This window comes from Promicromonospora citrea (genome assembly GCF_013004695.1).
Taxonomy (GTDB): Bacteria; Actinomycetota; Actinomycetes; order Actinomycetales; family Cellulomonadaceae; genus Promicromonospora; species Promicromonospora citrea.
This window is the reverse complement of the sequence record NZ_JABEMG010000048.1, coordinates 1-24,502: the sequence shown is the minus strand read 5'-3', so window position 1 is coordinate 24,502 and position 24,502 is coordinate 1. Positions and strand designations below refer to the sequence as shown.

The following is a 24,502-nucleotide window of genomic DNA, read 5'->3' as shown; positions in this document are numbered from 1 at the left end:
GTTCGCCGTCGGTGCGCGGTCGGGGGCCAGGTGGCCTGTTCAGATCGCGCAGAAATGGCCCGTGTCGGTGGGCCACTCGGGGGACAGGCTACTGCCATGACGACGCCCGCAGACCTCGCCCCGACCTCCTCCTCGCTGTCCCCGCTCTCGCCGACGCCCCGGACCACGCCGACGCGCGGCCGCAAACGGCAGGTCGACGACCGCGCCCGGCTCATGGCCCTGCTCGCCGACGCCCTCGTCGCCCACCTCGGCGTGCACACCGGCCGGCACCCGGTCGTGCTGCCGACGGCGTTCGGCGTCGACCCGGCCGGCCCCGACGACGGCGGGACCCTCTACCTGCACGGCTCCGTCGCCGCCGGCTGGCTCGGCCCGGCCCTGGAGCAGGACGTGTGCGTCACCGTCACCGAGCTCGACGGCCTCGTGCTGGCCCGCACCGGCTTCCACCACTCCATGAACTACCGCTCCGCAGTGATCATCGGCCGACCCCGCCAGGTCACCGACCCCGAGGAACGGCGCCGCGCCCTGGACCTCGTCGTCGACCACATGGTGCCCGGCCGCTCCGCCACCCTGCGCCCCGCCACCCGCAAGGAGATCGCCGCAACGGCCGTCGTCGCCGTGCCGCTGGCCGAGGCGTCGATGAAGCAGCGCGCCGGCGGAGCGACCCTCGAGCCCGGCGACCTCGAGCTCACCGGCTGGGCGGGGCAGGTGCCGCTGCGGCGCGTCGCGTCGGAGCCCGTCACCGAGGACTACGTGACCGAGCCCCTGCCGGACGTGGTTGTCCGGCGTGCGGAGGAGCTGGGGTGGGACGCGGAGCGGTGACGGGGCCTGGCTGTCCTCAGAAGGGCGGTTCCGTGAGGTCCTGCGGTCGGCCCGGCCGGTCGTCGCGGGTGCTGCGGCTCGTGGCGCCACGGGCCTCGCCGGGGCCTCCGGCGCCACCGGGTCGCGGGCCGGAGCGGGTCCGCCGTGTCCTTCCCCGGCGGCGACGCACGTCCTCCGCCAGGCTCGTGACGTCGTGGGCGACGTGCTTGGCGCGGTCGCCGGAGCACGGGTCGCCGAACCCGGGCGCTGCCGGGGGACGGGCGTACGTGTGCCCCGTCGGTGCGGTCCACGTCGTCACGCCGGTGCCGGGGTCCCGGCGCACGGTCCAGCCGAGGTGGGTCTTGGCGAGATGGTGCGTCCGGCAGAGCGCGTGCAGGTTGTCGGCCCTGGTCTGACCTGCCTCGCGCTGGCGGTCGTGGTCGAACGGTTCGATGTGGTCGAGGTCGGCCCAGCGGGCCGGGCGGTCGCACTGCGGGAAGGTGCAGGTCTCGTCGCGGGCGACCACGGCGCGCCGCAGCACGATGCCGGGCCGGTAGGTCCGCGTCGAGCAGTCCGTCAGGACGCCCGTCACCGGGTCGGTGACGAGTCGCTGCCACGTGGCGTCGCCGGCCAGGCGAGCCGCCGTGTCGGCGGGGATCGGGCCGTAGCCGTCGAGCTGGGCGGGTGTGTCGTCCAGGCCGAGGAGCGCGGTGGCCGGCACGGTGACCCGTACCTGGGGGCGCACCGGGATCACGCGCACGGCGGCGCCGCCGCACGTGCAGCCGCCACAGGTGCACCCGGTGGCGGGCACCGTGGTGCGGGTGATGGTCGGTGTGATGGCCGGCCCGGCGGCCGGTGCGCCGCCGCCGCCCTCCGCGCACGGCGGACGAGGCGGCACCACGAGGCGGCCCGTGGCGATCGCGACGAGGGCGTCCGCGCGGGCCTGGCCGAGCGTCCGTTGCGAGCCGGGCGCCCGCTGCAGAGCGTGCGCCGCCTGGTCCACGGCGTCCCAGACGGCCGCGGCGTCGGTCGCGGGCAGGTGGGCGCTGATCCAGCCCATGTGGTTGGCTGCCGGGTCGAGGTAGACCGCGCGCCGGCTCCGGGCGTGCTCGACCACGGGGCTCGTGCCGTTGACGCGGGTGGCCCACGCGTTCATGCGGTCACGGAGCCAGCGCCGGGTCCGGTCGGGAGCCTCGGGCAGGTAGCGGGTGATCGCCTCGGCACGTTGCTCGTGGGTCAGGGGGTTGCCGCTGTGCAGCAGGATGTCGGCCTTGGCGGTGTCGATCGCGCCGCGGTGCAGGGCGTCCATGACCTGCGGGTGGTCGGACAGCGCGATGCCACGCGCCAGGAGCTTGCTCGCGTCGGTCTGCGGGACCCGCAGCCGCGCGCTGACCTCCGCGGCGGCCGCGTCGTGCTCGGCCGTCCAGGACCGCCGGCGCGCGATCTCGGCCGCCGCGCGGGACTGCAGGGCGGTCGCCCACGAGAGGACGTCCTGCCAGCGGGCCGTGACGTCGAGGAGAGTGGCGTCGTCGAGGTCGGCGACCTCGGCCTGCTCCAGCGCGGTGACGAGCGCGCCGCTCGTGGGCAGGATGCCGAGGCCGGACACGTCGGCGGGTGCGGGCACGGGTACGCCCGGGCGGGCGTGCCCGGTCCAGGTGACCGAGACCGGCGTCGCGGCGCCCGGGCGCTCGGCGGACGCGACCCACGTCAGGGCGACGGGTCCTGCGGGAGCGCCGGTCGTCCACGCCGAGCCGGGTGCGGGCGAGCGATCACCCCCTGTCTCGGGTGCAGCGCCACGGGCGATCCGCTCGAGTGCCCGCTCCACCGACACGACACCGTCCGAGCACGTCACGGCACCTCCCCCTCAGGCCATCATCCACCATCGACACATCGAATATACGTTCGATCAGATGCGTCTGCATCCCGGACGACGAATCTGTGGGCAAGCCTGCTAGCATCCCCGCCGTGAGCCCGAACCGTTCCGTCCTCCCGCCCCCGGTCGCCTGACCGGAGCGGCACCACGACCGGCCCGTGCGGGCCGGCGTCCAGGCGTGCTCCGTGACGCCCGTCCCGGGCCTCCGGGAGACTTTCGGAACCACGCCGGGCACGCCCCGGCCGGGAGCACACACATGTCATCGACTCGTTCCGGGCTGCTCTTCGTCAGCCTCGCCGGCGTCCTCTGGGGCACCGGCGGCCTCGCCCTCGAGATCCTGCGCGACCACGCGCCGCTGTCGGTCCTCACCGTCAGCGCCTACCGCATGCTCGTCGCCGCCGTCGCGCTGGTGGCGGCGTCGCTCGTCCTCCGTCGCGGCCCGCAGCTCGTGGCGCTCGTGCGGCTCCACCCGGTCCGCGCGGTCGCCGTGGGGCTGGGTACCGGTGCCTACCAGGCCCTCTACTTCGGCTCGGTCGCGACGGCGGGGGTCACCGTCGCGACCGTCGTGAGCCTGGGGCTCGCGCCGGTCCTGCTCACGGTGGCCGACCTGGTCCGGTCGCGCACGGCCCGCCGTGGCCAGGCCGGACCCCGGACCCCGCACGCCCGCCTCCGGCCGATCCCGGCCGGGGGCCTCGCACGCACCCTCCGCCTCCCGCTCGTCCTCGCCGCGGCGCTCTGCGGGCTCGTCCTCGTGAGCGTCGCGTCGGGGTCGGGCGCGGTCGGCAGCCGCCCGGTGGTCGGCCTGCTGCTCGCCGTCGCCTCCGGTGCGGTGTACGCGGCGACGACGGCGCTCGGCAGCACAGTGCTCGCGTCGGACGGCGTCGAGCCGCTGGCCCTCACCACGGTCGCGACGACGGCGGGGGCCGCGGGGCTGCTGCCGGTCGCGCTCGCCGGCGGCGGGCCGTACCTCACCGCCGACCCGGTGGCGCTCGGCACGCTCGCCTACCTCGGCCTGCTCACGATGGCGGTGGCGTACGGGCTGTTCTACGCGGGACTGCGGACGACACGCAGCGGCGCGGCCGTCATCGCGACGCTCCTGGAGCCGGTGACGGCCGCCGTCGCCGCGGCCGTCGTGCTGGGGGAGCGGCTGGGGGCGGCCGGGGTCGTGGGCGCGGTGCTGATCCTGGCCGCGGTCGCGGGCCTCGACGAGCGCAGGGCCTAGCCGGGTCCCGCGGGGCTCACGCGAACGACCAGCGCCCGCCCTGGTACGGCTGCTGCGGCAGCGGGGCGGGCGCGTGGTCGACGGCGGCGACCTGGCCGGTGTTGTACTGGTCGGCGATGTACTGGCTGAACTGGCCGGTGTCGGCGGTGTGCGACCGGTCGAACCCGTCCGGGCCGCCGGGCGCCGCGCCGCCCCCGCCGGAGGCGTCCCCGCCGTACGCCCCGGCGGCACCGGTGCCGTAGGCGTAGGCCGCGCCGTCGTACCCCGCGGGCGTCCGGTACCCGTGCTGCGCCGCCGGGGCGTACGCCTGCTGCGCCGCGGGCGCGTACACGGGGTAGGACCCGGTGGCCACGTGCTGCGCGGCCGGCGCCCACCGGTCGGACGCCGGGTTGGGTGCGTCGAACGACGCCGGGGCGGGCTGCGCGGCGGCGCTCTGCGCGGCGAACAGCGCCGAGGCCCCCGCGTCCGGCTGGACGCCGTTGAGCTCGCCGTGGATACGGCCCGCGAGGTTGGCGGCGATGGCGAACCGCAGCGGGGCCAGCGAGTCCACGGACATCGAGCCGGTCACGGCGGGCGGGGGCAGGAAGGCGAAGACCTCGTCCTCGGCGAGGCGCAGGCCCTGGGCGAGGGCGGCGTTGAGGGTCTCCTCGAGCAGGTACTCCGCGCGGCCGTCGGGCTCCTCGAGCTCCGCGAACATGGAGTCGAGGGTGTTCCAGCGCCGCTCGAGCGTGCCCTCGACGGTGTCGAGGAACCACCAGCCGTCGATCGACTCGAGGAACATGTCCCCGAAGCACGACGCGAAGCGGGGCACCTTGTCACCGATCCCTCTCCACGCCCAGGACGACAGCGCGAACTCGTAGGCGTCGGGCGCGAACTCTCGGATCAGGTGCACCCCCCGCATGTTGCCATGGTCACACTCGGAGCAAAAGAGGCGTTCCGGACGCGTAACGATTCGGTGGGGGGTGAAACGGAAAGGTTTTCCTCCTCGTAACACGCAGGGGGCGTGCCGCACCTGGACGCAGGGGAGTGCACCGGTCTCGGGTACGGTCACCCCGTGACCGCCACCGCCAGCAGCATCACCCGTGCCGAACCGCCGCTCGCCGCCGACGAGGTGACGACCCTGCGCTCGTTCGTCGACTTCTACCGCGCGACGATCCTGCGCCAGTGCGAGGGCCTGACGGCCGAGCAGCTGCGCACGCCCCTGCCGCCGTCGACCATGACGCTCGCGGGGCTGCTCAAGCACCTGGCCTACGTCGAGGACGTCTGGCTGTCGGTGCGGCTCCTGGGCAACGAGCCCGCTCCGCCGTGGGACACGGTGGACTGGGCGGCCGACGGCGACTGGGACTGGCACAGCGCGCTCACCGAGTCGCCGCAGGAGCTGACGGCGCGGTTCGTCGACGCCGTCGCGGCGTCCGACCGGATCCTCGACGAGGTGCTGCGTGAGGCGGCCGAGCGCGGGGAACCCGCCCTGGACCGCCTCACCGCCCGGCCGGGCCACCACGGGCCGACCTCGCTGCGCTGGATCCTCGTGCACCTCGTCGAGGAGTACTCCCGGCACGCCGGGCACGCCGACCTCCTGCGCGAGGCGCTGGACGGCGCGACGGACCTCTGAGCCGGGCCCCGGGAGCGCCGACCTCAGAGCAGGAACCACGCGTACTGTGCCGCCTCGAGCAGCAGCCAGAACCGCGCGAACCGGCCGGCGAGGCCGGTCGCGACGAACAGCCACACCCGCACGCGCAGCACGCCCGCGACCACGGACATCACCATGAACGGCGGCAGCCCCGCGAACGCGCTGGCCAGCAGCACGAGCGCGAGGTAGACGGGACGCCCGTCGGCACGGTCGCGCCAGCGGGCCAGGGCGGCGGCCACCCGGGGGGACTCGAGCCTGCGCCGTAGCCAGGGCAAGCGGGTGGTGCCTGCTCCCGCCCAGTACCAGAGCAGCTTGCCGAGCACCTGGCCGGCGGCGGCCACGCCCGCGAGGAGCGCCGCGGGGTAGGTGCCGTCGGTGGCGGCGACCGCGAGGTAGCCCTCCAGGGCGAGGAACGCCGCGACGGCGGCGGCCGCGGAGTAGAGGAACGTGGCGACGAGCAGCATCGGACCGGTGGCCGGGCGGGAGGTCAGGCGGTGACGGCCGCGCCCGCCGCCACGAGCTGCCGGATCAGGGCCTCGGCGGGCGGGGCGGGCGGTCCGACGGTGAGGGCCATGACGCGGCGGAGGGCGCCGGGCAGCGGCGCCGTCGCGATGCCGGGGTGGCGGTGCGCGCGCAGGGTCAGGCCGGGCAGCAGGCTCACGCCCGCACGGGCGGCGACGAGGGCCTGGACGGCGACGTAGTCGTCGGTCTCGAACGCGATGCGGGGTGCGAAGCCGACGGCGGCGCACCGGGCGACGAGGTCGGCGCGGCAGCGCTCGCAGCCGGCGATCCACTCGTCGTCGCCGAACGTGCGCAGGTCCGGCGGCGTGCCGGGGCCGGGCGCGGCGTCCAGGTCGGCCGCGGTGACGAGGTTGACGGGGTCGTCCATGATCGTCGTCGACTCGAAGCGGGACAGGTCGTCCATGGTGCGCGCGTGGCGGACGTCGACGTGCTCGAACACGAGCGCCACGTCGACGGCGCCGGACTGCAGCGCGGCGACGGCGTCCGGCGGCTCGTGCTCGACGAGCCCGACCGACAGCCCGGGGTGCTCCTGGACGAGCCGCGCGACGGCGTCGGGCACGAGGGTGGCCAGCGCGGACGGGAAGGCGGCCAGCCGCGCCCGCCCGGCGCGCAGGCCGGCCAGGGCGTCGAGCTCGCGGCGTGCGCCCTCGACGCGGCCGAGGATCTCCTCGGCGCGGCTGGCGAGCAGCCGCCCGGCCTCGGTGAGGCGGACGCCGCGGCCGTGGCGCTGCAGCAGCGGGATCCCCGCGTCGGCCTCGAGGCGGGACAGGTGGTGGCTCACCGAGGGCTGGGCGTAGTGCAGCTCCTTCGCCGCCGCGGTGACGGAGCCGGTGCGGGCGACCGCCGCCAGGACGCGCAGCCGGGTGAGGTCGAGCTCTGCGGTCATGCCCCCAGGCTAGCCCAGAAACATAGGCCGCATCGATGGAAAAAGTTCGTCACTGGCATTGGACCTATGGGTCATGGAAGGGTCACGCTGGACCCATGACGGAGATGCTGACCCGGATCGACCGGACCGCCCCCGTGCCCGACCTCCCCACCATCACCGACGTCCTCGCGGCCCAGGCCCGCCTGGACGGCACCGTCGTGCGCACGCCCGTCGGCCAGTACGCGGACGTCGACCGCGCCGCCGGCACCACCGTCGTCGTCAAGCACGAGAACCAGCAGCGCACCGGCGCGTTCAAGGCCCGGGGCGCGACCAACCTCCTGCTGTCCATGACGCCGGCCGAGCGCGCCACCGGCGTCGTCGCCTACTCGACCGGCAACCACGCCCAGGGCGTCGCCTACGCGGCCCGGCTGACCGGCACCGCGTGCACCGTCGTCATGCCCGACCACCCCAACCCCCTCAAGCTCCGTGCCGTGCTCGACCTCGGCGCCGACGTCCTCCTGCACGGCGCGGGCTTCGACGAGGCGCGCGAGCGCGCCACCGCGCTGGCCCGCGAGTCCGGGGCGCGCCTGGTCGGCGCCGCGAACGAGCCCGACATCATCGCGGGCGTCGGCACCCTCTACCTCGAGCTGTTCCAGCAGGAACCCGGCCTCGACGTGCTCGTCGTGCCCGTCGGCGGAGGGTCCGGCGCCGCCGCGGCGAGCCTCGTCGCCTCCGCCGTCGCACCCGGCACCGAGGTCGTCGCCGTCCAGTCCGCCGCCGCACCCGCCGCCCACGACTCCTGGCACGCCGGCCGGCTCCTCGAGCGCCCCAGCACCACGCGCGCGGAGGGCCTCGCCGTCGGCTGCGGCTTCGCCACCACGCAGGCGATCATGCGCGAGCACCTCGCCGACTTCGTCCTCGTCACCGACGAGCAGATCGCCGCGGCCCAGCAGCTCTACCTCACCGGCGCCCGCACCGTCGCCGAGGGCGCGGGCGCCGCGGCCCTCGCCGCCGTCCTCGCCGACCCCGACCGGTTCGCCGGACGCCGCGTCGGCGTCGTGTGCACCGGCGGCAACGCCGGTGCCGACGAGCTGCGGCACGCGCTCGCCGCCTGACGCCGGCGGACGTCCCACCAACCAGGGCGTCCGCCACCCACCGCCGCTAGGCTCGGCCGCATGGCCCGCTACTTCGACGTCCACCCCGTGGACCCCCAGCCGCGCACCGTCGGCCAGGTCGTCGCCATGCTGCGCGAGGACGCGCTGGTCGCCTACCCGACCGACTCCTCCTACGCCCTCGGCTGCCGCATGGAGTACCACGACGGCGCCGACCGCATCCGCCAGATCCGGCGTCTGGACGACAAGCACCACTTCACGCTCGTCTGCAGCGACTTCGCCCAGCTCGGCCAGCTCGTCAAGCTCGACAACTCCGCCTTCCGCGCCATCAAGGCCGCCACCCCGGGCCCCTACACCTTCATCCTGCCCGCCACCGCCGAGGTGCCCCGCCGGCTCGCCCACCCCAGGAAGAAGACCGTCGGCGTGCGCATCCCCGGCTCCGCCGTCGCCCAGGCCCTCCTGCGCGAGCTCGGCGAGCCCCTGCTGTCCTCCACCCTCATCCTCCCCGGCGAGACCGAGCCCATGACAGAGGGCTGGGCCATCAAGGAGGAGCTCGACCACGTCGTCGACGCCGTGATCGACGGCGGCGACGTCGGCACCGAACCCACCACCGTCGTCGACTGGTCCGACGGTTATCCCCAGGTGGTCCGCGTCGGCGCCGGCGACCCCGGCCGGTTCGCATAGCCTTCTGCCATGTCTTCAGCCACGACCGACCCCGCAGGGCTCGAGCAGGCCCGCACCAAGATGACCGAGGCGGGCGTCGCCCCCGCCGCCGTCGAGACGTTCGCGCGGTTCTACCACCTGCTCCAGGCGGGGGAGACCGGGCTGATCCGGGAGGACGACGTCGATCCCCTCGTCGACATCCCCCGCCACGCCGACCTCGACATCAGCGACGAGGACGCCGCGGCGGCCCTCGGCCGCACCGCCATGCTCAAGCTCAACGGCGGGCTCGGCACCTCCATGGGCATGGACAAGGCCAAGTCCCTGCTCCCCGTCCGCGAGACCGCCGACGGCGTGCTCACGTTCCTCGACGTCATCGTCGCCCAGGTACGCGCCGCCCGTCAGGCCACCGGAGCCCGCCTCCCGCTGCTGTTCATGAACTCCTTCCGCACCCGCGAGGACACCCTCGCCGCGCTCGAGCCCTACCCCGACATCGCCGTCGACGGGCTGCCCGTCGACTTCCTCCAGAACCGCGAGCCCAAGCTCCGCGCCGACGACCTCACCCCCGTCACCTGGGAGAAGGACCCCTCCCTCGAGTGGTGCCCGCCCGGCCACGGCGACCTGTACCCCGCGCTGCACGCCTCCGGCGTCGTCGTCGCCCTCCTCGAGGCCGGCTTCCGCCACCTCTGCGTCTCCAACTCCGACAACCTCGGCGCCACCCCCGACGCGACCATCGCCGGCTGGTTCGCCGCCTCCGGCGCCCCCTACGCCGCCGAGCTCTGCCGCAAGACGCCCGCCGACGTCAAGGGCGGCCAGCTCGTCGTCCGCAAGGCCGACGGCCGCATCGTCCAGCGCGAGACCGCCCAGACCCACCCTGACGACGTCGCCGCCTCCCTCGACGCCTCGCGCCACCCCTTCTTCCACACCAACAACCTCTGGTTCGACCTCGAGGCGCTCGCGGCCGAGCTCGAGCGCACCGGCGGCGTGCTCGAGCTGCCGCTCATCCGCAACGACAAGACCGTCGACCCCGCCGACCCCTCGTCGCCCGCCGTCATCCAGATCGAGTCCGCCATGGGCGCGGCCGTCGCCGTGTTCGAGGGCGCGACGGCGATCGAGGTCGAGCGCTCGCGGTTCCTGCCCGTCAAGACGACGAACGACCTGCTCGTGCTCCGGTCGGACGTCTACGACCTCACCCCGGAGAGCCGGCTCGAGGCCACCGCGGCCGCTCCGCTCGTCGACCTCGACAAGGACCACTTCAAGCTCATCGACGGCTTCACGCGCCGGTTCGCGGCCGGTGTGCCCTCGCTGCGCGAGGCGGAGTCGTTCACCGTGCGCGGCGACTGGACGTTCGGCGCCGACGTGCGTGCCCACGGCAAGGCCGTGCTGGAGGGCGAGGGCGGCACGGTGCCGGACGGCGCGGCGATCGGGCCGGACGGCTACTGAGAGCGCGTCCGGCCGCGCCACTCCTCCTCGAGGGCGACGACGCGCTCGCGCAGCGGGGCCGGGTCGGCGTCCGGCGGGACCGGGCCGCCGGCGGCCTGCTCGGCCAGCCAGTCGGCCCAGGCCTGCCAGCGCGGCAGGTAGAGGTCGGCCACGAGGCCGTGCCAGTGGCGCCCCGCGTAGTCGTGCAGGCCGTTGTGCTGGCCGCCCCACACGCTGACCAGGCTGCGCGCCTCCCGCTCGAGGGTGTCGCGCTCGGCGTCGGTGTCGCCCCAGGAGCGGGCGGCACCGACCCACGTGTCCAGGCGGGTCTCGGGCCGGCGGGCGGCCAGCCCGTCGAGCGTGAGCAGGTCGGCGCGCAGCCGGGCCATGTGCGCGCGGACGCCGTCGGGGTCGCCCGCGCGGGCAGCCGCGAGGATGCCCCGCACGCGCACCCGCGTGCCCTGGGCGAGCACGTGGCCGGTGAGCTCGGCGGCGTCGGCGTCGGCGGTGTCGGCGCCCTCGGCGAAGCCCTGGTGGGAGAGCTGGTCGCGCAGGGTCGCGAGGTCGCGGGCGGCCTCGGCGAGCCGGGGGAGGGCGGCGGCCACGGCGGGGTCGTTCTCGGCGTCGACGTTCGACGACGGCGTGGGCGGCGCCGGCTCCACGGCCTCGCCGGCGGTGCGCTGCGCGGGGAACGGCAGGCCGGCGCCCCACGGGCGCGCGATCACGGGCGTGGGGACGGAGCGGGTGTGCCCCGGACCGTACAGTGTTGTGGAAAGAGTGTGCCAAGCGCGCAGCGCCCCGTGTGCCGCCCGGGATCCCGCCTCGCCCGACAGCCCGTACCGGGTGAGCACGAAGCTCCGGAGCCAGGCGTCGAGGCCCGCGGGGGAGACGGGGGCGTCGTCCCAGGCGAGGTCGGTCGCGAGCTCGTAGAAGACCTCGTTGTTCTCGATCGCCTCGGGCGCCAGGCCGAGGCCCGTCAGGCGCCGCGCCCCGCGCAGGGCGTGCACGTCGCGCACCAGTCCGGCCAGGTCGCCGAAGAGCGCCGGGCGCCCGCCGAAGTTGTGCAGCGCGCACCACACCCAGGGGCGTCCGGCGAGCGGCCTGCCGTCGGCGAGGAGGTCGTCGTGCAGCGGCACGTGCTCGCCCCACAGGTCGAGCACGAGCGTGCGGTCGGCCGGCACGTCCCGCAGGTAGGCGGCCACCCGATCGGGCGTCCAGAACGCGGCCTTGTAGTGGAACGGCCAGCCCTGCAGCACCCACACCGGGTCGGGCTCCCCGGCCGCGCGGGCGGCGTCGGCGAGCGCGGCGTAGGTGTCCCGGCCCGCGGCGGCGAGGTACGCGACGTCGCCCGACGGCGGGACCGACTCGATGTACGGGTCCACGGCGCACCAGCCGGTGCCCGGCCCGAGGAGCTCGCGCTGCACCGCGCCGAAGCGGGCCTGCAGCTCCCGCGCCCGTGCCGAGCCGGGGCGCAGCAGGGGGATGCGCCAGCCCTGCCACTCGATCTCGTCCATCCGCCCGGGCCCGGCCAGCGCGGGCGGCACGTGCCCGCCGAAGCCGGGCAGCACGGGCGTCATGCCGAGCTCGCGCATCCGGGCCAGCACGCGGCGCGCGAGGTCGACGCGGCGCTGCTCCCAGCGCGCGGGCAGCGGGCCGCCGAACGAGTGCATGCCGCCCATGAAGGTCCACGGGAAGTGCGCGGCCCCGCCGATCCACCGTGCCGTCTCGTCGGACGGCAGGCCCGCGCGACGGAACGTCTCGGCGAGCACGGCCTCGTGGCCCAGCAGCATGAGCGGGTGCGTGACGCCGTGCAGCGCCATCCAGTCGATCTCACGCTCCCAGCGGTCCCAGCCCCAGAACGCCGTCGAGTAGCCGAACGTCACCACGTTGAGGTAGGTGCGCACGGCGTGCGGGCTCCCCACGGTGGTGCGGGGGGCGTCGGTGAGGGCGGGTGCCGCGACACGCGGGCGCTGCCACGTCAGGCGCGTGCCGAGGTGCGTGCGCGCGTACCGGCCCAGGGCGACCGTCGCCGCCACCGGGTCGGTCGCGCGGAGCGTGAGGCGGCCGTCGGCGGCGTGGTGCTCCGCGGTGCCACCGGGGTTCGCCGGGGTGTCGACGAGCGGTTCGACCGCGATCCGGGAGGGGTCGAGGCCGGCGCGCGCCGCCACCCCGCGCACGGCGTCGGCCCAGGGGGCCTGCTCGGTCATGCGGCACCCGCCCCGCGCGCCCACGCCGCGAAGTCCACCACGCGTCCGCCGTCCCGCGACTCCTCGGCCGCGAACGCCATGAGGTGGCTGTCGAGCGCCGTCGCGAACGACAGCTCGCCCGACCCCACCGTCCCGTCGGCGACGGCGCGGCAGAACGCGTCCATGAGGCCGTCGTCCCCGCCGCCGTGGCCGCGGTGGTCCGCGGCGACCGTCTCGGCGCGGGCCGCGAGCGTGAACGTCGGGTGCCGCAGGGGGCCGTCGGCGCCGGCGTCGACGAGCTCGACCGGCAGGCTCGCAGGCAGCTCGAGGCACGCGCCGGGCGTGTACAGGTCGATGCGCAGCTCGCCGGAGTCCATGTGCCCGTGCAGCTGCCCGCGGGTGCCGGTGATCGCGAGGTGCCGCGTGTTCTCGCCCGTGAAGGCGCTGGCGGTGAGCGTCGCCGTGAGACCGGACCCGAACGTGAGCAGGGTCTGCTGGTGGTCGGCCACGTCGTTGTCGCACCGGTACACGCAGCGGCCGTACGGGCCCCGGCGCAGGGCGGCGAGGCGGCCCGAGGGGGAGAGGTCGTCGCCGAGCACCGACACCGGGTGCCCCGTGACGTCGCGCAGGGCGTCGACGTAGTACCGCGGGGCGTGGAACGGGCAGTCCTGGGCGGCCGGGCAGCCGTCGGTGCACCGGGCGGGCGCGCCCTCGGGCGCGTTCTCGGCGCGGAAGTGCAGCAGCGAGCCCTGGCTGGTGACCGTCCGGGGCGCCTCGCCCGCGAGCCAGCGGATCAGGTCGAGGTCGTGGCACGTCTTGGCGAGCACCATGGGGCTCGAGGTGGCGGCGCTGCGCCAGGCGCCCCGCACGTAGGAGTGGGCGAAGTGCCAGAACCCGATGTTCTCCCGTACCTCGAGCGTCGCCAGGTCGCCCAGGGCGCCCGAGGCGACGACGGCCCGCACGGCCCGCCAGAACGGGGCGAACCGCAGCACGTGCCCGACGGCGACGCGGGCGCCCGTGCGCAGCACCACGTCGGCCAGGTCCGTCAGGCCCCGCAGCGTCGGGGCGGCGGGCTTCTCGAGCAGCATCGGCAGGCCGGCCTCGGCCACGGCGGTCGCGGCGGCCACGTGCAGCGCGTCCGGCAGAGCGACCACCACGGCGTCGGGCCGCAGGCGCGAGGTGTCGGCGAGCACGTCCGCCACGAGGTCGCGCCAGTCGGCGTACCGCGCCGCCGTCGTGCCCGCCAGGGCGTCGAGACGCGCGGGCACGGCGTCGGCCACGGCGACCACGCGAGCCCGGTCGGGGTGCGCCCGGACCCAGCGGCCGTAGGCGTCGGCGCCGCGCCCGCCCGCGCCGAGGACGGCGAGCCGCAGCGGCGCCCTCATCGCTCCGCCCCCTGCACGAGGCCGGAGACGATGTACCGCTGGGCGAGGAAGAAGATGACGACGACGGGCACCGTCACGGCGATCGACCCGGCGAGCAGCACCGTGACGGGTACCTGGAAGTCGCCGAGCTGCGCGATGCCGAGCGGCGCCGTCCACAGCTCGCGGCGCTGGACGAGGAACAGCAGCGCGTAGAAGTACTCGTTCCAGGCGATCATGAACACGTAGATCGCCGTGGCGACGACGCCGGGCACGGCGATCGGCAGCACGACACGCACCAGGAGCTGGCCGAGCGTGCAGCCGTCCATGATCGCCGCCTCCTCGACGCTCGCGGGCAGCGCGAGGAAGAAGTTGCGCATCATGTACAGCGCGACGGGCACGGTCGCGGCGACGTAGACGACGAGCAGGCCCGCCAGCGAGCTCGTCAGGCCCAGGCGGGCCAGGACGACGAACTTCGGCACCGCGAGCACGATGCCGGGGAACAGGTAGACCGCGAGGATGATCCCGTTGGTCACCGCACGCCCCCGGTAGCGCAGGCGCGCGGCGGCGTACGCCCCGAGCACGCAGACGGCGATGCTCAGCAGCACCGTGCCCAGCGCGACCCCCAGCGAGTTGAGCACGAACCGGCCGAGGCCGAACCCGCCGTCGGCCTCGTCGCGCAGGGCCGTGGCGAACGCCGAGAGGTCGAGGGTGGTGGGCAGGCCGAGCGGGTCGCGCGTGACCTCGCCGTAGGGCCGCACGGCGAGCACGACGCCGTACGCGACCGGGCCGAGCGACCACAGCAGCGCGAGCGCGACGACGACGGCGCGTCCGGCGCGCGCGGCACGGGTGGGGCGGACGCCGCTCACGGGCCCTCACCCGCCCTCCGGGACAGCACCACGTACCCCGCGAGCAGCACGACGAGCACCAGGCTCATGAGCAGGCCGAACGCGGCGGCGCTGCCGATGTCGGCCCGGGTGACGAGCTCGGTGTAGACCTGGATGGCCATGACCTGCGTGCTGCCGGCGCCCTCGGTGAGCAGGTAGACGTCGTCGAACGTCTGGAACGACCAGATGAACCGCAGCAGCAGGAGCAGCAGCGCCACCGCGCGGAGCTGGGGGAGCAGGATGAACCGCAGGGTCTGCCGCCGGTTCGCGCCGTCCAGCGCCGCCGCCTCCTCGATCTCGCCGGGCACCGACTGGAGGCGTGCGGTGAGGAACAGGAACGCGAGCGGAGCGGACTTCCACACGTCGAACAGCACGACGACGAGCAGCGCCACCGGCACGGGCACGCCCCCGACGTCGGCCGAGGTGGTGCTGAGGAAGCCGACGGGTGCGTCCCACCCGAGATACGCCCGCCCGAAGGCGTTGACCAGGCCGTACTGCGGGTTCAGTAGCGTCTTCCAGATGGTCGCCGCCGCCACGACGGGCAGCACGTACGGCACGAGCAGCAGCGCGCGCACCAGCCCTCGCCCGCGGAACGGGCGGCGCAGCGCCAGCGCGAGCACGAGCCCCACGGCCAGCGAGCCGACGGCGGTGAGGCCCGCGTACAGCACCGTGGTCCACAGCGCGCCCCAGAAAGCCTGCGACGCCGCGGCACGGCGGAAGTTGTCGAGCGACCACGTGACCGGCTCGGTGCCGAGGTACGGGATGTCGACCAGCCGCACCTCGGAGAAGCCGAACACCACGACCAGGGCGAACGGGACCAGGACGACGAGGGCGACGACCATCAGCGACGGCGAGACGAGCAGCCACCCCGTGCGGTTCTCGCGAGCACGCGTGGTGGTCGGTCGTGCGGCGGTCACTGGTCCTGCTGGAGCGCCGTCACCTCGGCCGCCATGCGCCGGGTCACCTCGGCCGGGTCGGTGCCGCGGTACAGGGGCTCGAGCTGCTGCGCGAGCGTGCCCTGCGTCGCCACGAGGCCGGCGAGCGTCGCGTCGGGCGTGCCCTGGCCCCAGCGGTCGACGGCGGCCATGCCCTCGCCCATCGCGGTCACCAGCTCGGGGCCGTACACCTCGGCGACCGACGACTCGACCTTCGGCCCGAACCCGAGGTCGCCCCACGCGTCGAGGAACTCGGTCGGGTTCTCCGGCGTGCCGGTGCGCAGCGGCAGGCGGCCCTCCGTCGCGACGGCGAGCGTGTCGGCGTACCCCTCGCCGAGCACGTACTCGATGTAGCGCCGCGCCTCGGTGGCGTGGGCGCGCGCCGGGACGGCGTACGCGAGCGTGGCGCCGAACTGCGCGGGCTCGCCCGACGGCGGGTCGAGCACCGTGACGAAGCCGGAGTGCTCGGCCAGGAACTCCGGGTCGTCGGAGCACTCCGGGCACGTGGGCGGCACGGCCTCGTCGAGGTTCGCGAGCTCGTCGAGGATGTGGGTCGAGAACAGCAGCATGGCGGCGTCGCCCGCGAGGTAGGCGGCGCGCGCGGACTCGACGTCGTGGTCGCCCGCCACGGACGAGTCGCGCATCGTCGCGAAGTGCTCGGCGGCCTCGGCGCACTCGGGGGAGTCGAGCGTGACCTCGCCGTCGGTCACGAGCGAGCAGCCCGCGGACTGGAAGACCGACTCGACGCCCTCGGTCCCGGACGCGGTCCCGGCCTGCGTCCCCAGGGCGATGCCGGTGATGCCGAGCTCGTCCTTGACGGTCGTGGCGGCCTCGGCGAGCTCCGCGACCGTGGTGGGCACCTCGACGCCCGCCTCCTCGAGCAGGTCGGTGCGGTACGCGACGAGGTGCACCCAGCCGTCGCTCGGCACGGCCGCGAGGGTGCTCTCGCCGGTGTCCGCGTCCTGGACCGTCACGGCGCCGAGCGCGTTCTCGCTGAACGTGGCCGGGTCGAGCGCGTCGACGGTGGCCTGCGCCGTGTCGGTGTCGAGCAGGCCCTGCGCCTGCCACGCTGTGACCTGGGAGGCGCCCGCGAGGATCACGTCGGGCACCTCGCCGGACGCGGCGCCCGTGACGAGCGCCTGGTCCTGGTCGGCCGCCGCCAGCGGCACCACCTCGACGTCGATGCCGGTCTCCTGCGTGAACTTCTCCGCGACCGCCTCCTGGGCGGCGACGCGCTCCGGCGTGGTCTGCGGGGTCCAGAGGGTGATGCTGTCGGCGGGTTCGTCGGAGGCGGGCGCGCCGCACGCGGCGAGGGCCGCAGCGGCGGCGACGCCGAGCGCGACGGCGGCGGACGAGCGGGCACTGGGCCGGGTGCGACGCTGCATGGGGCTCCTCGGTGGCTCGGGGTGCCCCCGAGAATTCACCCCGCCGGTGGCGCAGTCAAGGACGACGCGCGGGCACGTCGACCACGCGGGGGTCGCCGACGGTGGGGGAGAGGGCTCCGGCGGAGGCGGCGGCGACGTCGGCGGCGAGGGTGTCGAGCGCGTCGGCGGGCACGAGCAGCCGCAGGTGCGCGACGGCGTCGTACCGGGGCGGCTCGGTGACGGCGCCGTGGCTCGCCGCCCAGTCGCGCAGCACGTTGTCGAGCCGGCCGGCGTCGGCGTGCGGCACGTCGACCGTCACCTCGTGCAGCAGCACCCGGCGCAGCACCGCACCCTCCGCGGCCGCGGCGTCGAGGGCCGTGGACACGGCGCCCGAGTAAGCGCGCACGAGGCCGCCGGCGCCGAGCTTCACGCCACCGAAGTACCGGGTCACGACGGCCACGACGTCGGTCAGGCCGCGGTGGCGCAGCACCTCGAGCATGGGCACGCCCGCCGTGCCGCCGGGCTCGCCGTCGTCGGAGGAGCGGGCCTGGTCGGCGTGCGTGCCGAGCACCATGGCCACGCAGTGGTGCCGGGCGTCCCAGAGCTCCTTGCGGCGCCGTGCTATCACGTCGTCGGCCTCGGCGACGCTGCCGGCGGGGGCGAGGTGCGCGAGGAACCGGGACTTCTTCACGACCGTCTCGTGGTCGACGGGCCGGGCCAGGGTGCTGGGGAGCTCGGTACGGGACGCCACCCGACGAGCCTACGGCGTCTCCTTGGCAAAAATAGTGTGCCAAGCGTAGAATCAGACCATGACCAGTGCCGATGCCACGTCACCCGCAGCAGGGGCCGGGGAGCCCGGCCGGTACCCCCGGCCGCCTGTGAGCCTCGAGGAGGCCGAGTGGGTGTGGCGTGAGCTCTCGACCGAGGCGATGCGGTCGGGGGCCAAGCCGGAGACCGTGCGGCTCGCGGTCATCACGGGCCTGGTGCGCGCGACCGGTGCGCGGTACGGCGACCTGCTGCGCGTGCGGGTGGAGGACCTGGACCTGGGGCCCGCGCGCGCGAGGTCGACCGAGGGCAGCGTGCTGGTGCGGCACGGCAAGCACCGCACCCCGCGGCAGCACCTGCTGCCCACCGAGCTGGTCGTGCTGCTGCGGCACTGGATGGGGGTGCGCGAGGAGCTCGCGGCCGAGCTCGAGGGCTCGGTGCCGCGCGCCCTGCTGCTCACGGTCCACCACACGCACGACAACGGCACGACGGTCGCGTCCGGGCTGCCGATCACGCGCCAGGGCCTCGTCCTGTCGTGGCGCCGGTTCGCCCACCGCACCAACGCGCGCTACGGCGCCCTGCGCCCGCCGCTGCCGACCCGCTTCGAGCAGGTCCGCCGCGCCTGGCTCGAGGCGGACCTCAGCGGGTCGTGATCCCGAGGAGGGGGGACGTCGGGGTCGAGCTCGGGAGCTCGGTGAAGCCGTAGCGGTCGTAGAACTTTCGGGCCGCGGTGTTCTCGGCGGCGTAGCCGAGGTGTACGCCGGGCACGCCCCGGTCCGCGAGCGCCGCGCGGAGGGTGTCGAGCAGGCGGGAGCCGAGGCCGCGGCGCTGGAGCTGGGGGAGCAGGTCGATGTGCAGGTGGGCGGGGTGGGTGGTGAGCTCGCCGTGGCGCAGGCCGCGGACCATGCGCTGGGGGTCGGTGCCGTCGTGGAGGAGCTGGGCCTCGGTGTAGCCGGGGTCGGCGGCGGTGGGTGGTCCGGGCCGGGGGTGGCGGGCGCGGAAGCCGGGGGTCCACTCGCGGGTCCACCAGTCGGCGAAGGTTGCGGTGTCGGCGACGCCGAGGATGTAGCCGGCGGCGCGGCCGTCGTGCTCGACGACCCAGGCGAGGTCGGGGGAGTGCTCGACGTAGGGCAGGGCGTAGACGTCGGGCATGAGGAGGTCGTCGGAGTAGATGCCCGTGGCGTCGCCGCCGGCCGCGGCGGTGCGGACGCAGATGTCGGCGACGTCGTCGCGGTCGGTGGTGCGGTACGGGCGGATGAGGGGCTCGGTCACCCGGGTCAGGGTAGCGGCGAGACCCCGAATTTGCCGCATGTTCATGCGGGTAACGCCCGGGTCACGGAATCGTCATGTGACTTTGTCGCCCATTTTCGTTACGGTCGTTATGTCATGCAGAACCTCGAAGAGGAACTCAAGCACATCCATCCGACCGAGACCACGGTGGCGTTGAGGGAGCCCACCGTCGATGACGGAGCAGCGATGTGGCGCCTCGCGCGCGACAGCAAGACGCTGGACCTGAACTCGTCCTACGCGTATCTCCTCTGGGCCCGGGACTTCGCCCGGACGTCCGTGATCGTCACCGTCGACGGCGAGCCCGCGGGGTTCGTCACGGGGTACGTCCGGCCTGACGAGCCGACCACGCTGATGATCTGGCAGGTCGCCGTCGACCACGCCTACCGCGGGCAGCGGCTGGCGTCCCGGATGCTCGCGCACCTCGCGGAGCGGCACCCCGGGTGCACCCACGTGGAGACCACCATCACCTCGGACAACACGGCGTCGATCGCCCTGTTCATGTCCTTCGCGTCGGCCCAGGGTGCGCCGGTCGACGTGCGGACCGTCTTCCCCGCGGAGGCGTTCCCGGACGGTCGCGACGCGGAGCTCGTGTTCCGCATCGGCCCGCTGGCCTGAGGCCGTCCACCCACCCCTGTAGCAGGACCCACCCGACACCAGCGTGTCCGGTCACCGCGGCCGGACCGTGGAAGGAGCCATGCGCCCGAACAGCACCATGTCCACCGTCCCGACGAGCAGCACGACCCGTACCACCCCACCGTCGCCCGGCAGCGGCACCGACGTCTTCGAGGAGCTGGAGTCCCAGGTCCGCAGCTACTGCCGGAGCTGGCCCGCCACGTTCACCACGGCGTCGGGCAGCACCGTGCAGGCCGAGGACGGCCGCACGTACCTCGACTTCTTCGCCGGGGCCGGAGCCCTCAACTACGGGCACAACCACCCGGTCCTCCTCGAGGCCCTGATCGACTACCTGCGCAGCGGCGGCATCGTGCACTCGCTGGACATGCACACCGCCCCGAAGCGGGAGTTCCTCACGACGTTCCGCGACCGGATCCTCGCGCCCCGCGACCTCGACTACCGGGTCATGTTCCCCGGGCCGACAGGGGCCAACTCCGTGGAGAGCGCGCTCAAGCTGGCCCGCAAGGTGACCGGCCGGCAGCACGTGCTGTCGTTCACCAACGCGTTCCACGGCATGACGCTCGGCGCGCTGTCGGTCACCGGCAACTCGATGAAGCGCAACGGCGCGGGCCTGCCGCTGACGAACACGTCGAAGATCCCGTACGACGACTACTTCTCGGGCGCGACGGAGGACTTCCTGTGGCTCGAGCGGGTGCTCGGCGACAGCGGGTCCGGCGTCGACAAGCCGGCCGCGATCATCGTCGAGTCCGTGCAGGGCGAGGGCGGTCTGAGCGCGGCGCGGCCCGAGTGGCTGCGCGCGCTGTCCGACCTGTGCCGTGACCACGGGATCCTGCTCATCCTCGACGACGTGCAGGCCGGCTGCGGCCGCACGGGCGACTTCTTCAGCTTCGAGGAGGCCGGCATCGTGCCCGACATCGTCTGCCTGTCGAAGTCCATCTCGGGCTTCGGGCTGTCGATGGCGCTCACGCTGATCCGCCCCGAGCTGGACCAGTGGGAGCCCGGCGAGCACAACGGCACCTTCCGCGGTCAGAACACGTCGTTCGTGACCGCGACCGCGGCGCTGGACGAGTTCTGGTCCGACGACGCCTTCGTCGGCCGGGTCCGTGAGCGCGCCGACGAGCTGCACACCGGGCTGACGCGGATCGCGAACGGGTACGAGGGCGCCGTGGTCAAGGGCCGCGGGCTGCTGACCGGCGTCCGGTTCCCGGACCCGACCGCGGCGTCGCGCATCGCGGCGGCGTCGTACGAGCGGGGGCTGCTGGTGGAGACCTCGGGGCCCGAGGACGAGGTGCTCAAGACGATGCCTGCGCTGACGGTGTCCCAGGACGAGCTGCGGTCGGGGATCGACGTGATCGCCGCGGCGGCCGCCGAGGTGCTGGGCACGCCGGCCGTGTCCGACGAGGGTGCAGGCGAGAGGGCGGAGAACACGAACGAGGGGGATGCGAAGTGATCGTCACGCGACTGACCGACCTGGAGGGGACCGACCGCGACGTGCGGGGGGAGAACTGGCGCAGCCGCCGGTTCGTGCTCGCCAAGGAGGGCGTCGGGTTCTCCTTCCACGAGACCGTGATGTACGCGGGCACGGAGACCGACATGTGGTACGCGAACCACATCGAGGCCGTGTACTGCGTGGGCGGCGAGGGCGAGCTCCTGAACCGGGAGACCGGTGAGGTGCACCAGATCTCCGACGGCACCATGTACCTGCTCGACGGGCACGAGCGGCACACGATGCGCCCGAAGACCGACCTGCGACTGATCTGCACGTTCAACCCGCCGGTGACGGGAAGGGAGGTGCACGACGCCGACGGGGTCTACCCGCTGGTCACCGAGGGTGACACGGAGAAGGACCACGACACGACCACGGAGGTTGCCGTATGACGGACCTGTACCCGACCCGCGTCGAGGGCGACGCCACCGAGATCCCGCGGCAGGACGCCGTGGTGCGGGGCACGCCGGACGACGGCCCCCTGGACCGCGCGCAGCTCGACGGTTTCGACCGTGACGGGTACCTCACGTTCGAGGACCTCGTGACGCCGGAGGAGGTCGAGCAGTTCCGTGGCGAGCTGCGCCGCCTCGCGGCCGACCCGGCGGTCCGCGCCGACGAGCGCACGATCATCGAGGGCACCTCGCAGGAGGTGCGCACGATCTTCGAGGTGCACCGCACCAGCGAGGTGTTCGCCAGGATCGCGGCGGACCCGCGCCTGGTCGGCCGGGCCCGGCAGGTCCTCGGCTCGGACGTGTACATCCACCAGAGCCGCGTCAACCTCAAGCCGGGGTTCGGCGGCGGCGACTTCGCGTGGCACTCCGACTTCGAGACGTGGCACGCGGAGGACGGCCTGCCGCGGATGCGGACGGTGAGCATCTCGGTCTCGCTGACGGACAACTACTCGTTCAACGGCCCGCTCATGATCATGCCGGGCACGCACAAGACGTTCGTCTCGTGCAGCGGCGTCACACCGGAGGACAACTACAAGCGGTCGCTGGTGATGCAGAACGCCGGGGTGCCGAGCGAGGAGATCCTGACCCGGATGGCCGACGAGCACGGCATCGACGTGCTCGCGGGCACGGCGGGCAGCGCGGTGATGTTCGACTGCAACTGCATGCACGGGTCCAACGGCAACATCTCGCCCTACCCGAGGTCCAACATCTTCCTCGTGTACAACAGCGTGGAGAACGCCGCGGTCGAGCCGTTCGCGGCCGACCGGCCGCGGCCGGCGTACCTCGGGGCACGGGACGTCACCCCCGTGGGCTGAGGCGCGCAGGACGGACGGAGGACGAACGCAGAGGTCCCGCCCGGGCACGTGCCCGGGCGGGACCTCTGCGTTCGTGCGGCGGGTCGTCAGCTCTCGAGCGAGCCGGACGACGACTCGAGGTGCGCCCGCACGAACCAGTGGAACTGCTCGATCTCGTGCAGGTGCCCGATGAGCAGGTCGTTGGTGACGTCGTCGAGCTCCTCGGTCGCCTCCGCCGCCTTGCGGTGGTCGGTGATGACCGCCGAGTAGACGGTGTCGAGCGCGCTGAGGTGCTCGGTGACGGTCGCGCGGCCCAGCGGGTAGTCCTCCCAGGTGCGCGCGGTGACCAGGGCACCCGGCGTGCCGACGGGCACGCCGCCGAGGGTCGCGATGCGCTCGGCGGTCTGGTCGGTCATGGCACGGACGGCGTCGACCTGCGGGTCGAGCATCTCGTGCACCCCGATGAAGTTCGGGCCGACGACGTTCCAGTGCACGTGCTTGAGCGTCAGGTGCAGGTCGTTGAGGGCGTGCAGGCGCTCCTGCAGGATCTCCGCGACCTTGGCGCCCTCCTCGGGCGTCAGCGACGGGACGGTGTAGCGGGGGAGCTTCGGCGACATCAGGGTCCTCTCTCCTGGGCTCGACGGTCGGGTCCGCGCGGGAGTCACGAACCCGGTCCGCCCCCATCGTCACGCGCACCCCGCCCGGTCGCCAGTGCGAGGAGCGCGATCCCCGTCACGGCGAGCGCCGCGAGCAGGACGGCGGCGGGCACGGCGGTGCGGGAGGCGAGGGTGACGAGGACGCCGAGGAGCGCGGTGCCTGCCAGGACGGTGAGGTCGCGGCGCCGGCCGGTGGTGAGGGCGGCGAGCTCGGCGCGGCCGCGGAGGGGGACGTGGGCGGCCCACCAGGTGAGGCGGGTCAGGAGGTAGGCCTGCGCGGCGACGAGCAGGGCGGTCAGGAGGTCGGTGGTGTCGAGGGGGCCGGGTTCGAGGTTCCACAGGAGCAGGGCGGCCAGGACGACGACGGTGCCGGTGGTGGTGGGCGTCGGGCGCAGGGTGACGAGCGCGGTGGCGAGGGTGACGACGGTCGTCAGGGCGGTCGGGGTGAAGCCGGTGCCGGGGCCTGCGGCGGTGAGCAGCAGGGCCGGGGTGAGGAGCAGGACGGCCAGGCGCAGGGCCCAGCCGGGGAGGGTGGGCCGGGTCTCGACGGTGACGGCGGGCAGGGGGCGGCGGGCGGGGTCGGTGCTGCCGGGCGTGAGCCGGTCGAGGAGCCGGGCGAGCCGGCGCAGGAGGGCGGTCACGGGTGGCGTCCCGGGGTGGGGCGTTCGGCGGCGCGCGCGAGGGCCTCGAAGCGGACGGCGGCCTGCTGCCGTGCCGTGCCTGCCCAGCGGACGACGGGGACGCCCTCCGTCGCCAGCGCGGTGAGGCGGTCCTCGCGCTCGAGGCGGGTGATGCGCCAGGCGAGGCGCAGGTGGCTCTCGGTGACGGGCCGCACGTCGGGCAGGGTGTCGACGACGACGACGGGGTGCCCGTGGGCGCGCCAGGTGCGCACGAGGTGGAGGGGTTCCTCGTCCAGGAGGGTGCTGAACAGGTAGACGACGGCGTCGGCGGGGACCTGGGGCGGGCGGACGCGGTGCCCGGCGGCGTGCCGGGTGGGGTGGGAGAGGGCGAGGCCGTGCAGGACGCGGCGCAGGTGGCGGCGTCCGGCGGCGGGCGGCAGGGGTCTGCGGCGGTGGGCGAGGTCCTCGAGGCCGACCCGGTCGCCGCCGTCGACGAGGGCCGTGGCGACCGACGCGGCGGCGTGGCGGGCGAGGTCGAGGGAGGTGGGCTCGTCGACGCGCAGGGTGCCGTAGCCGCGCCAGGTGCGCAGGTCGGGGCCGACGTCGTCGCGGGAGTCGACGACGAGGACGGCGCCGGCCTCGGCCTGGGCGTAGGTGCGGCGCACGTAGAGGGTGTCGAGCTCGGGGGAGCGGCGGGCGGTGGTGCGCCAGTCGATGCGGCGCAGGCGGTCGCCGGGGGTGAAGGGGTGGATGTCGCGCAGCTCGGCGCCGTCGCCGAGCCGGCGGGAGGGGTGGGGGCCGGTGAGGCCGCGCAGGCGGCGGGGCAGGGGCAGGCGGCCGAGCGGCGCGGCGGCGGGGACGACGAGGCGGCGGGTGCCGTCGACGGTGGTCGGTTCCTCCTCCCAGGTGTGCCGCAGGGAGCCGCGGGTGTCGACGGTGAAGGTGTCCTGGGGTCCCGTGCGCACCGAC

General features: G+C 74.7%; 25 protein-coding genes. 11 read left to right on the top strand and 14 right to left on the bottom strand.

The annotated features are described in order from the left end of the window. Positions 1-96 precede the first annotated feature (96 nt). Positions 97-819 carry a pyridoxamine 5'-phosphate oxidase family protein gene (locus HLB15_RS11260; RefSeq protein ID WP_171105647.1) on the top strand — a complete coding sequence of 241 codons (723 nt, stop codon included), beginning with the start codon at positions 97-99 and terminating at the stop codon, positions 817-819. Between the two features lie 16 nt (positions 820-835). Here the strand turns inward: HLB15_RS11260 and HLB15_RS11255 are convergent, their stop codons facing one another. Continuing rightward, positions 836-2,650 (bottom strand): HNH endonuclease signature motif containing protein, encoded by a 1,815-nt coding sequence (locus tag HLB15_RS11255; RefSeq protein WP_171105646.1) that lies wholly within the window; start codon positions 2,648-2,650, stop codon positions 836-838. 277 nt (positions 2,651-2,927) lie between these two features. On the opposite strand from HLB15_RS11255, the gene HLB15_RS11250 reads away from it, so the two are divergent. Further along, the gene (locus HLB15_RS11250) at positions 2,928-3,893 is read left to right on the top strand and encodes an EamA family transporter (RefSeq protein ID WP_171105644.1); all 966 of its coding nucleotides are present in this window, start codon (positions 2,928-2,930) and stop codon (positions 3,891-3,893) included. A 16-nt stretch (positions 3,894-3,909) separates the two neighbouring features. On the opposite strand, the gene HLB15_RS11245 is transcribed toward HLB15_RS11250, so the two are convergent. After that, positions 3,910-4,794 carry a T6SS immunity protein Tdi1 domain-containing protein gene (locus HLB15_RS11245; RefSeq protein ID WP_171105642.1) on the bottom strand — a complete coding sequence of 295 codons (885 nt, stop codon included), beginning with the start codon at positions 4,792-4,794 and terminating at the stop codon, positions 3,910-3,912. Positions 4,795-4,947: 153 nt separating this feature from the next. Between HLB15_RS11245 and HLB15_RS11240 the strand changes: the two genes are divergently transcribed. After that, entirely contained in the window at positions 4,948-5,505 is a 558-nt protein-coding gene (locus HLB15_RS11240; protein ID WP_171105640.1) for a DinB family protein, read from the top strand. Between the two features lie 23 nt (positions 5,506-5,528). Here HLB15_RS11240 and HLB15_RS11235 read toward each other — a convergent pair whose 3' ends face one another. Both HLB15_RS11235 and HLB15_RS11230 read right to left on the bottom strand, forming a co-directional pair. After that, on the bottom strand, positions 5,529-5,987 hold the full coding sequence (locus tag HLB15_RS11235) for a hypothetical protein (RefSeq protein WP_171105639.1): 459 nt from the start codon (positions 5,985-5,987) through the stop codon (positions 5,529-5,531). Positions 5,988-6,010: 23 nt separating this feature from the next. Further along, positions 6,011-6,931, bottom strand: a complete 921-nt coding sequence (locus tag HLB15_RS11230) for a LysR family transcriptional regulator (protein ID WP_171105637.1) — start codon at positions 6,929-6,931, stop codon at positions 6,011-6,013. 95 nt (positions 6,932-7,026) lie between these two features. Here HLB15_RS11230 and HLB15_RS11225 point away from each other — a divergent pair, with 95 nt between their 5' ends. The 3 genes from HLB15_RS11225 to HLB15_RS11215 are packed head-to-tail and all read left to right on the top strand — an operon-like array spanning position 7,027 to position 10,125. Continuing rightward, positions 7,027-8,025: a threonine ammonia-lyase gene (locus HLB15_RS11225; protein WP_229785467.1), complete on the top strand. Its 999-nt coding sequence runs from the start codon at positions 7,027-7,029 to the stop codon at positions 8,023-8,025. A 60-nt stretch (positions 8,026-8,085) separates the two neighbouring features. Continuing rightward, the gene (locus HLB15_RS11220; RefSeq protein ID WP_171105635.1) at positions 8,086-8,706 is read left to right on the top strand and encodes an L-threonylcarbamoyladenylate synthase; all 621 of its coding nucleotides are present in this window, start codon (positions 8,086-8,088) and stop codon (positions 8,704-8,706) included. 9 nt (positions 8,707-8,715) lie between these two features. After that, the gene (locus HLB15_RS11215; RefSeq protein WP_171105632.1) at positions 8,716-10,125 is read left to right on the top strand and encodes a UTP--glucose-1-phosphate uridylyltransferase; all 1,410 of its coding nucleotides are present in this window, start codon (positions 8,716-8,718) and stop codon (positions 10,123-10,125) included. Here HLB15_RS11215 and HLB15_RS11210 read toward each other — a convergent pair. Genes HLB15_RS11210 through HLB15_RS11185 form a run of 6 tightly spaced genes read right to left on the bottom strand, consistent with a single transcriptional unit; the run spans position 10,119 to position 17,588 of the window. Beyond that, on the bottom strand, positions 10,119-12,311 hold the full coding sequence (locus tag HLB15_RS11210) for an alpha-N-acetylglucosaminidase (RefSeq protein ID WP_171105630.1): 2,193 nt from the start codon (positions 12,309-12,311) through the stop codon (positions 10,119-10,121). The genes HLB15_RS11215 and HLB15_RS11210 overlap by 7 nt on opposite strands. Continuing rightward, positions 12,308-13,675, bottom strand: a complete 1,368-nt coding sequence (locus HLB15_RS11205; RefSeq protein ID WP_171105628.1) for a Gfo/Idh/MocA family protein — start codon at positions 13,673-13,675, stop codon at positions 12,308-12,310. The genes HLB15_RS11210 and HLB15_RS11205 overlap by 4 nt, the downstream gene beginning before the upstream one ends. After that, on the bottom strand, positions 13,672-14,520 hold the full coding sequence (locus tag HLB15_RS24195; RefSeq protein ID WP_171105626.1) for a carbohydrate ABC transporter permease: 849 nt from the start codon (positions 14,518-14,520) through the stop codon (positions 13,672-13,674). Before HLB15_RS24195 ends, HLB15_RS11205 begins: the two co-directional genes overlap by 4 nt. After that, positions 14,517-15,455: a carbohydrate ABC transporter permease gene (locus HLB15_RS11195; protein WP_171105624.1), complete on the bottom strand. Its 939-nt coding sequence runs from the start codon at positions 15,453-15,455 to the stop codon at positions 14,517-14,519. Before HLB15_RS11195 ends, HLB15_RS24195 begins: the two co-directional genes overlap by 4 nt. Then, the gene (locus HLB15_RS11190; protein WP_171105622.1) at positions 15,452-16,858 is read right to left on the bottom strand and encodes an ABC transporter substrate-binding protein; all 1,407 of its coding nucleotides are present in this window, start codon (positions 16,856-16,858) and stop codon (positions 15,452-15,454) included. Before HLB15_RS11190 ends, HLB15_RS11195 begins: the two co-directional genes overlap by 4 nt. Positions 16,859-16,913: 55 nt before the next feature. After that, positions 16,914-17,588, bottom strand: a complete 675-nt coding sequence (locus HLB15_RS11185; protein ID WP_171105620.1) for an IMPACT family protein — start codon at positions 17,586-17,588, stop codon at positions 16,914-16,916. Between the two features lie 58 nt (positions 17,589-17,646). Here HLB15_RS11185 and HLB15_RS11180 point away from each other — a divergent pair, with 58 nt between their 5' ends. Next, a complete protein-coding gene (locus HLB15_RS11180; RefSeq protein ID WP_171105618.1) occupies positions 17,647-18,255 on the top strand; it encodes a tyrosine-type recombinase/integrase in 609 nt (202 codons plus the stop codon). Here the strand turns inward: HLB15_RS11180 and HLB15_RS11175 are convergent. Further along, positions 18,242-18,874 (bottom strand): GNAT family N-acetyltransferase, encoded by a 633-nt coding sequence (locus tag HLB15_RS11175; RefSeq protein WP_229785468.1) that lies wholly within the window; start codon positions 18,872-18,874, stop codon positions 18,242-18,244. The genes HLB15_RS11180 and HLB15_RS11175 overlap by 14 nt on opposite strands. 114 nt (positions 18,875-18,988) lie before the next feature. Between HLB15_RS11175 and ectA the strand changes: the two genes are divergently transcribed. From ectA to thpD, 4 genes are all read left to right on the top strand, one after another. After that, positions 18,989-19,507 (top strand): diaminobutyrate acetyltransferase, encoded by a 519-nt coding sequence (ectA, locus tag HLB15_RS11170; RefSeq protein WP_171105614.1) that lies wholly within the window; start codon positions 18,989-18,991, stop codon positions 19,505-19,507. A gap of 79 nt (positions 19,508-19,586) precedes the next feature. Continuing rightward, positions 19,587-20,975 carry a diaminobutyrate--2-oxoglutarate transaminase gene (ectB, locus tag HLB15_RS11165; protein ID WP_171105612.1) on the top strand — a complete coding sequence of 463 codons (1,389 nt, stop codon included), beginning with the start codon at positions 19,587-19,589 and terminating at the stop codon, positions 20,973-20,975. After that, complete coding sequence (locus HLB15_RS11160; protein WP_171105610.1) at positions 20,972-21,403, top strand: ectoine synthase; 432 nt, start codon at positions 20,972-20,974, stop codon at positions 21,401-21,403. Before ectB ends, HLB15_RS11160 begins: the two co-directional genes overlap by 4 nt. Then, a complete protein-coding gene (thpD, locus tag HLB15_RS11155; RefSeq protein ID WP_171105608.1) occupies positions 21,400-22,278 on the top strand; it encodes an ectoine hydroxylase in 879 nt (292 codons plus the stop codon). Before HLB15_RS11160 ends, thpD begins: the two co-directional genes overlap by 4 nt. Before the next feature lie 86 nt (positions 22,279-22,364). Here thpD and HLB15_RS11150 read toward each other — a convergent pair whose 3' ends face one another. From HLB15_RS11150 to HLB15_RS11140, 3 genes are all read right to left on the bottom strand, one after another. Further along, positions 22,365-22,874: a Dps family protein gene (locus HLB15_RS11150; RefSeq protein WP_171105606.1), complete on the bottom strand. Its 510-nt coding sequence runs from the start codon at positions 22,872-22,874 to the stop codon at positions 22,365-22,367. Positions 22,875-22,918: 44 nt separating this feature from the next. Further along, positions 22,919-23,554: a hypothetical protein gene (locus tag HLB15_RS11145; RefSeq protein ID WP_171105604.1), complete on the bottom strand. Its 636-nt coding sequence runs from the start codon at positions 23,552-23,554 to the stop codon at positions 22,919-22,921. Beyond that, positions 23,551-24,502: DUF58 domain-containing protein (locus HLB15_RS11140; RefSeq protein ID WP_171105602.1), on the bottom strand; the 952-nt coding region annotated here is incomplete at its 5' end. The genes HLB15_RS11145 and HLB15_RS11140, both read right to left, overlap by 4 nt.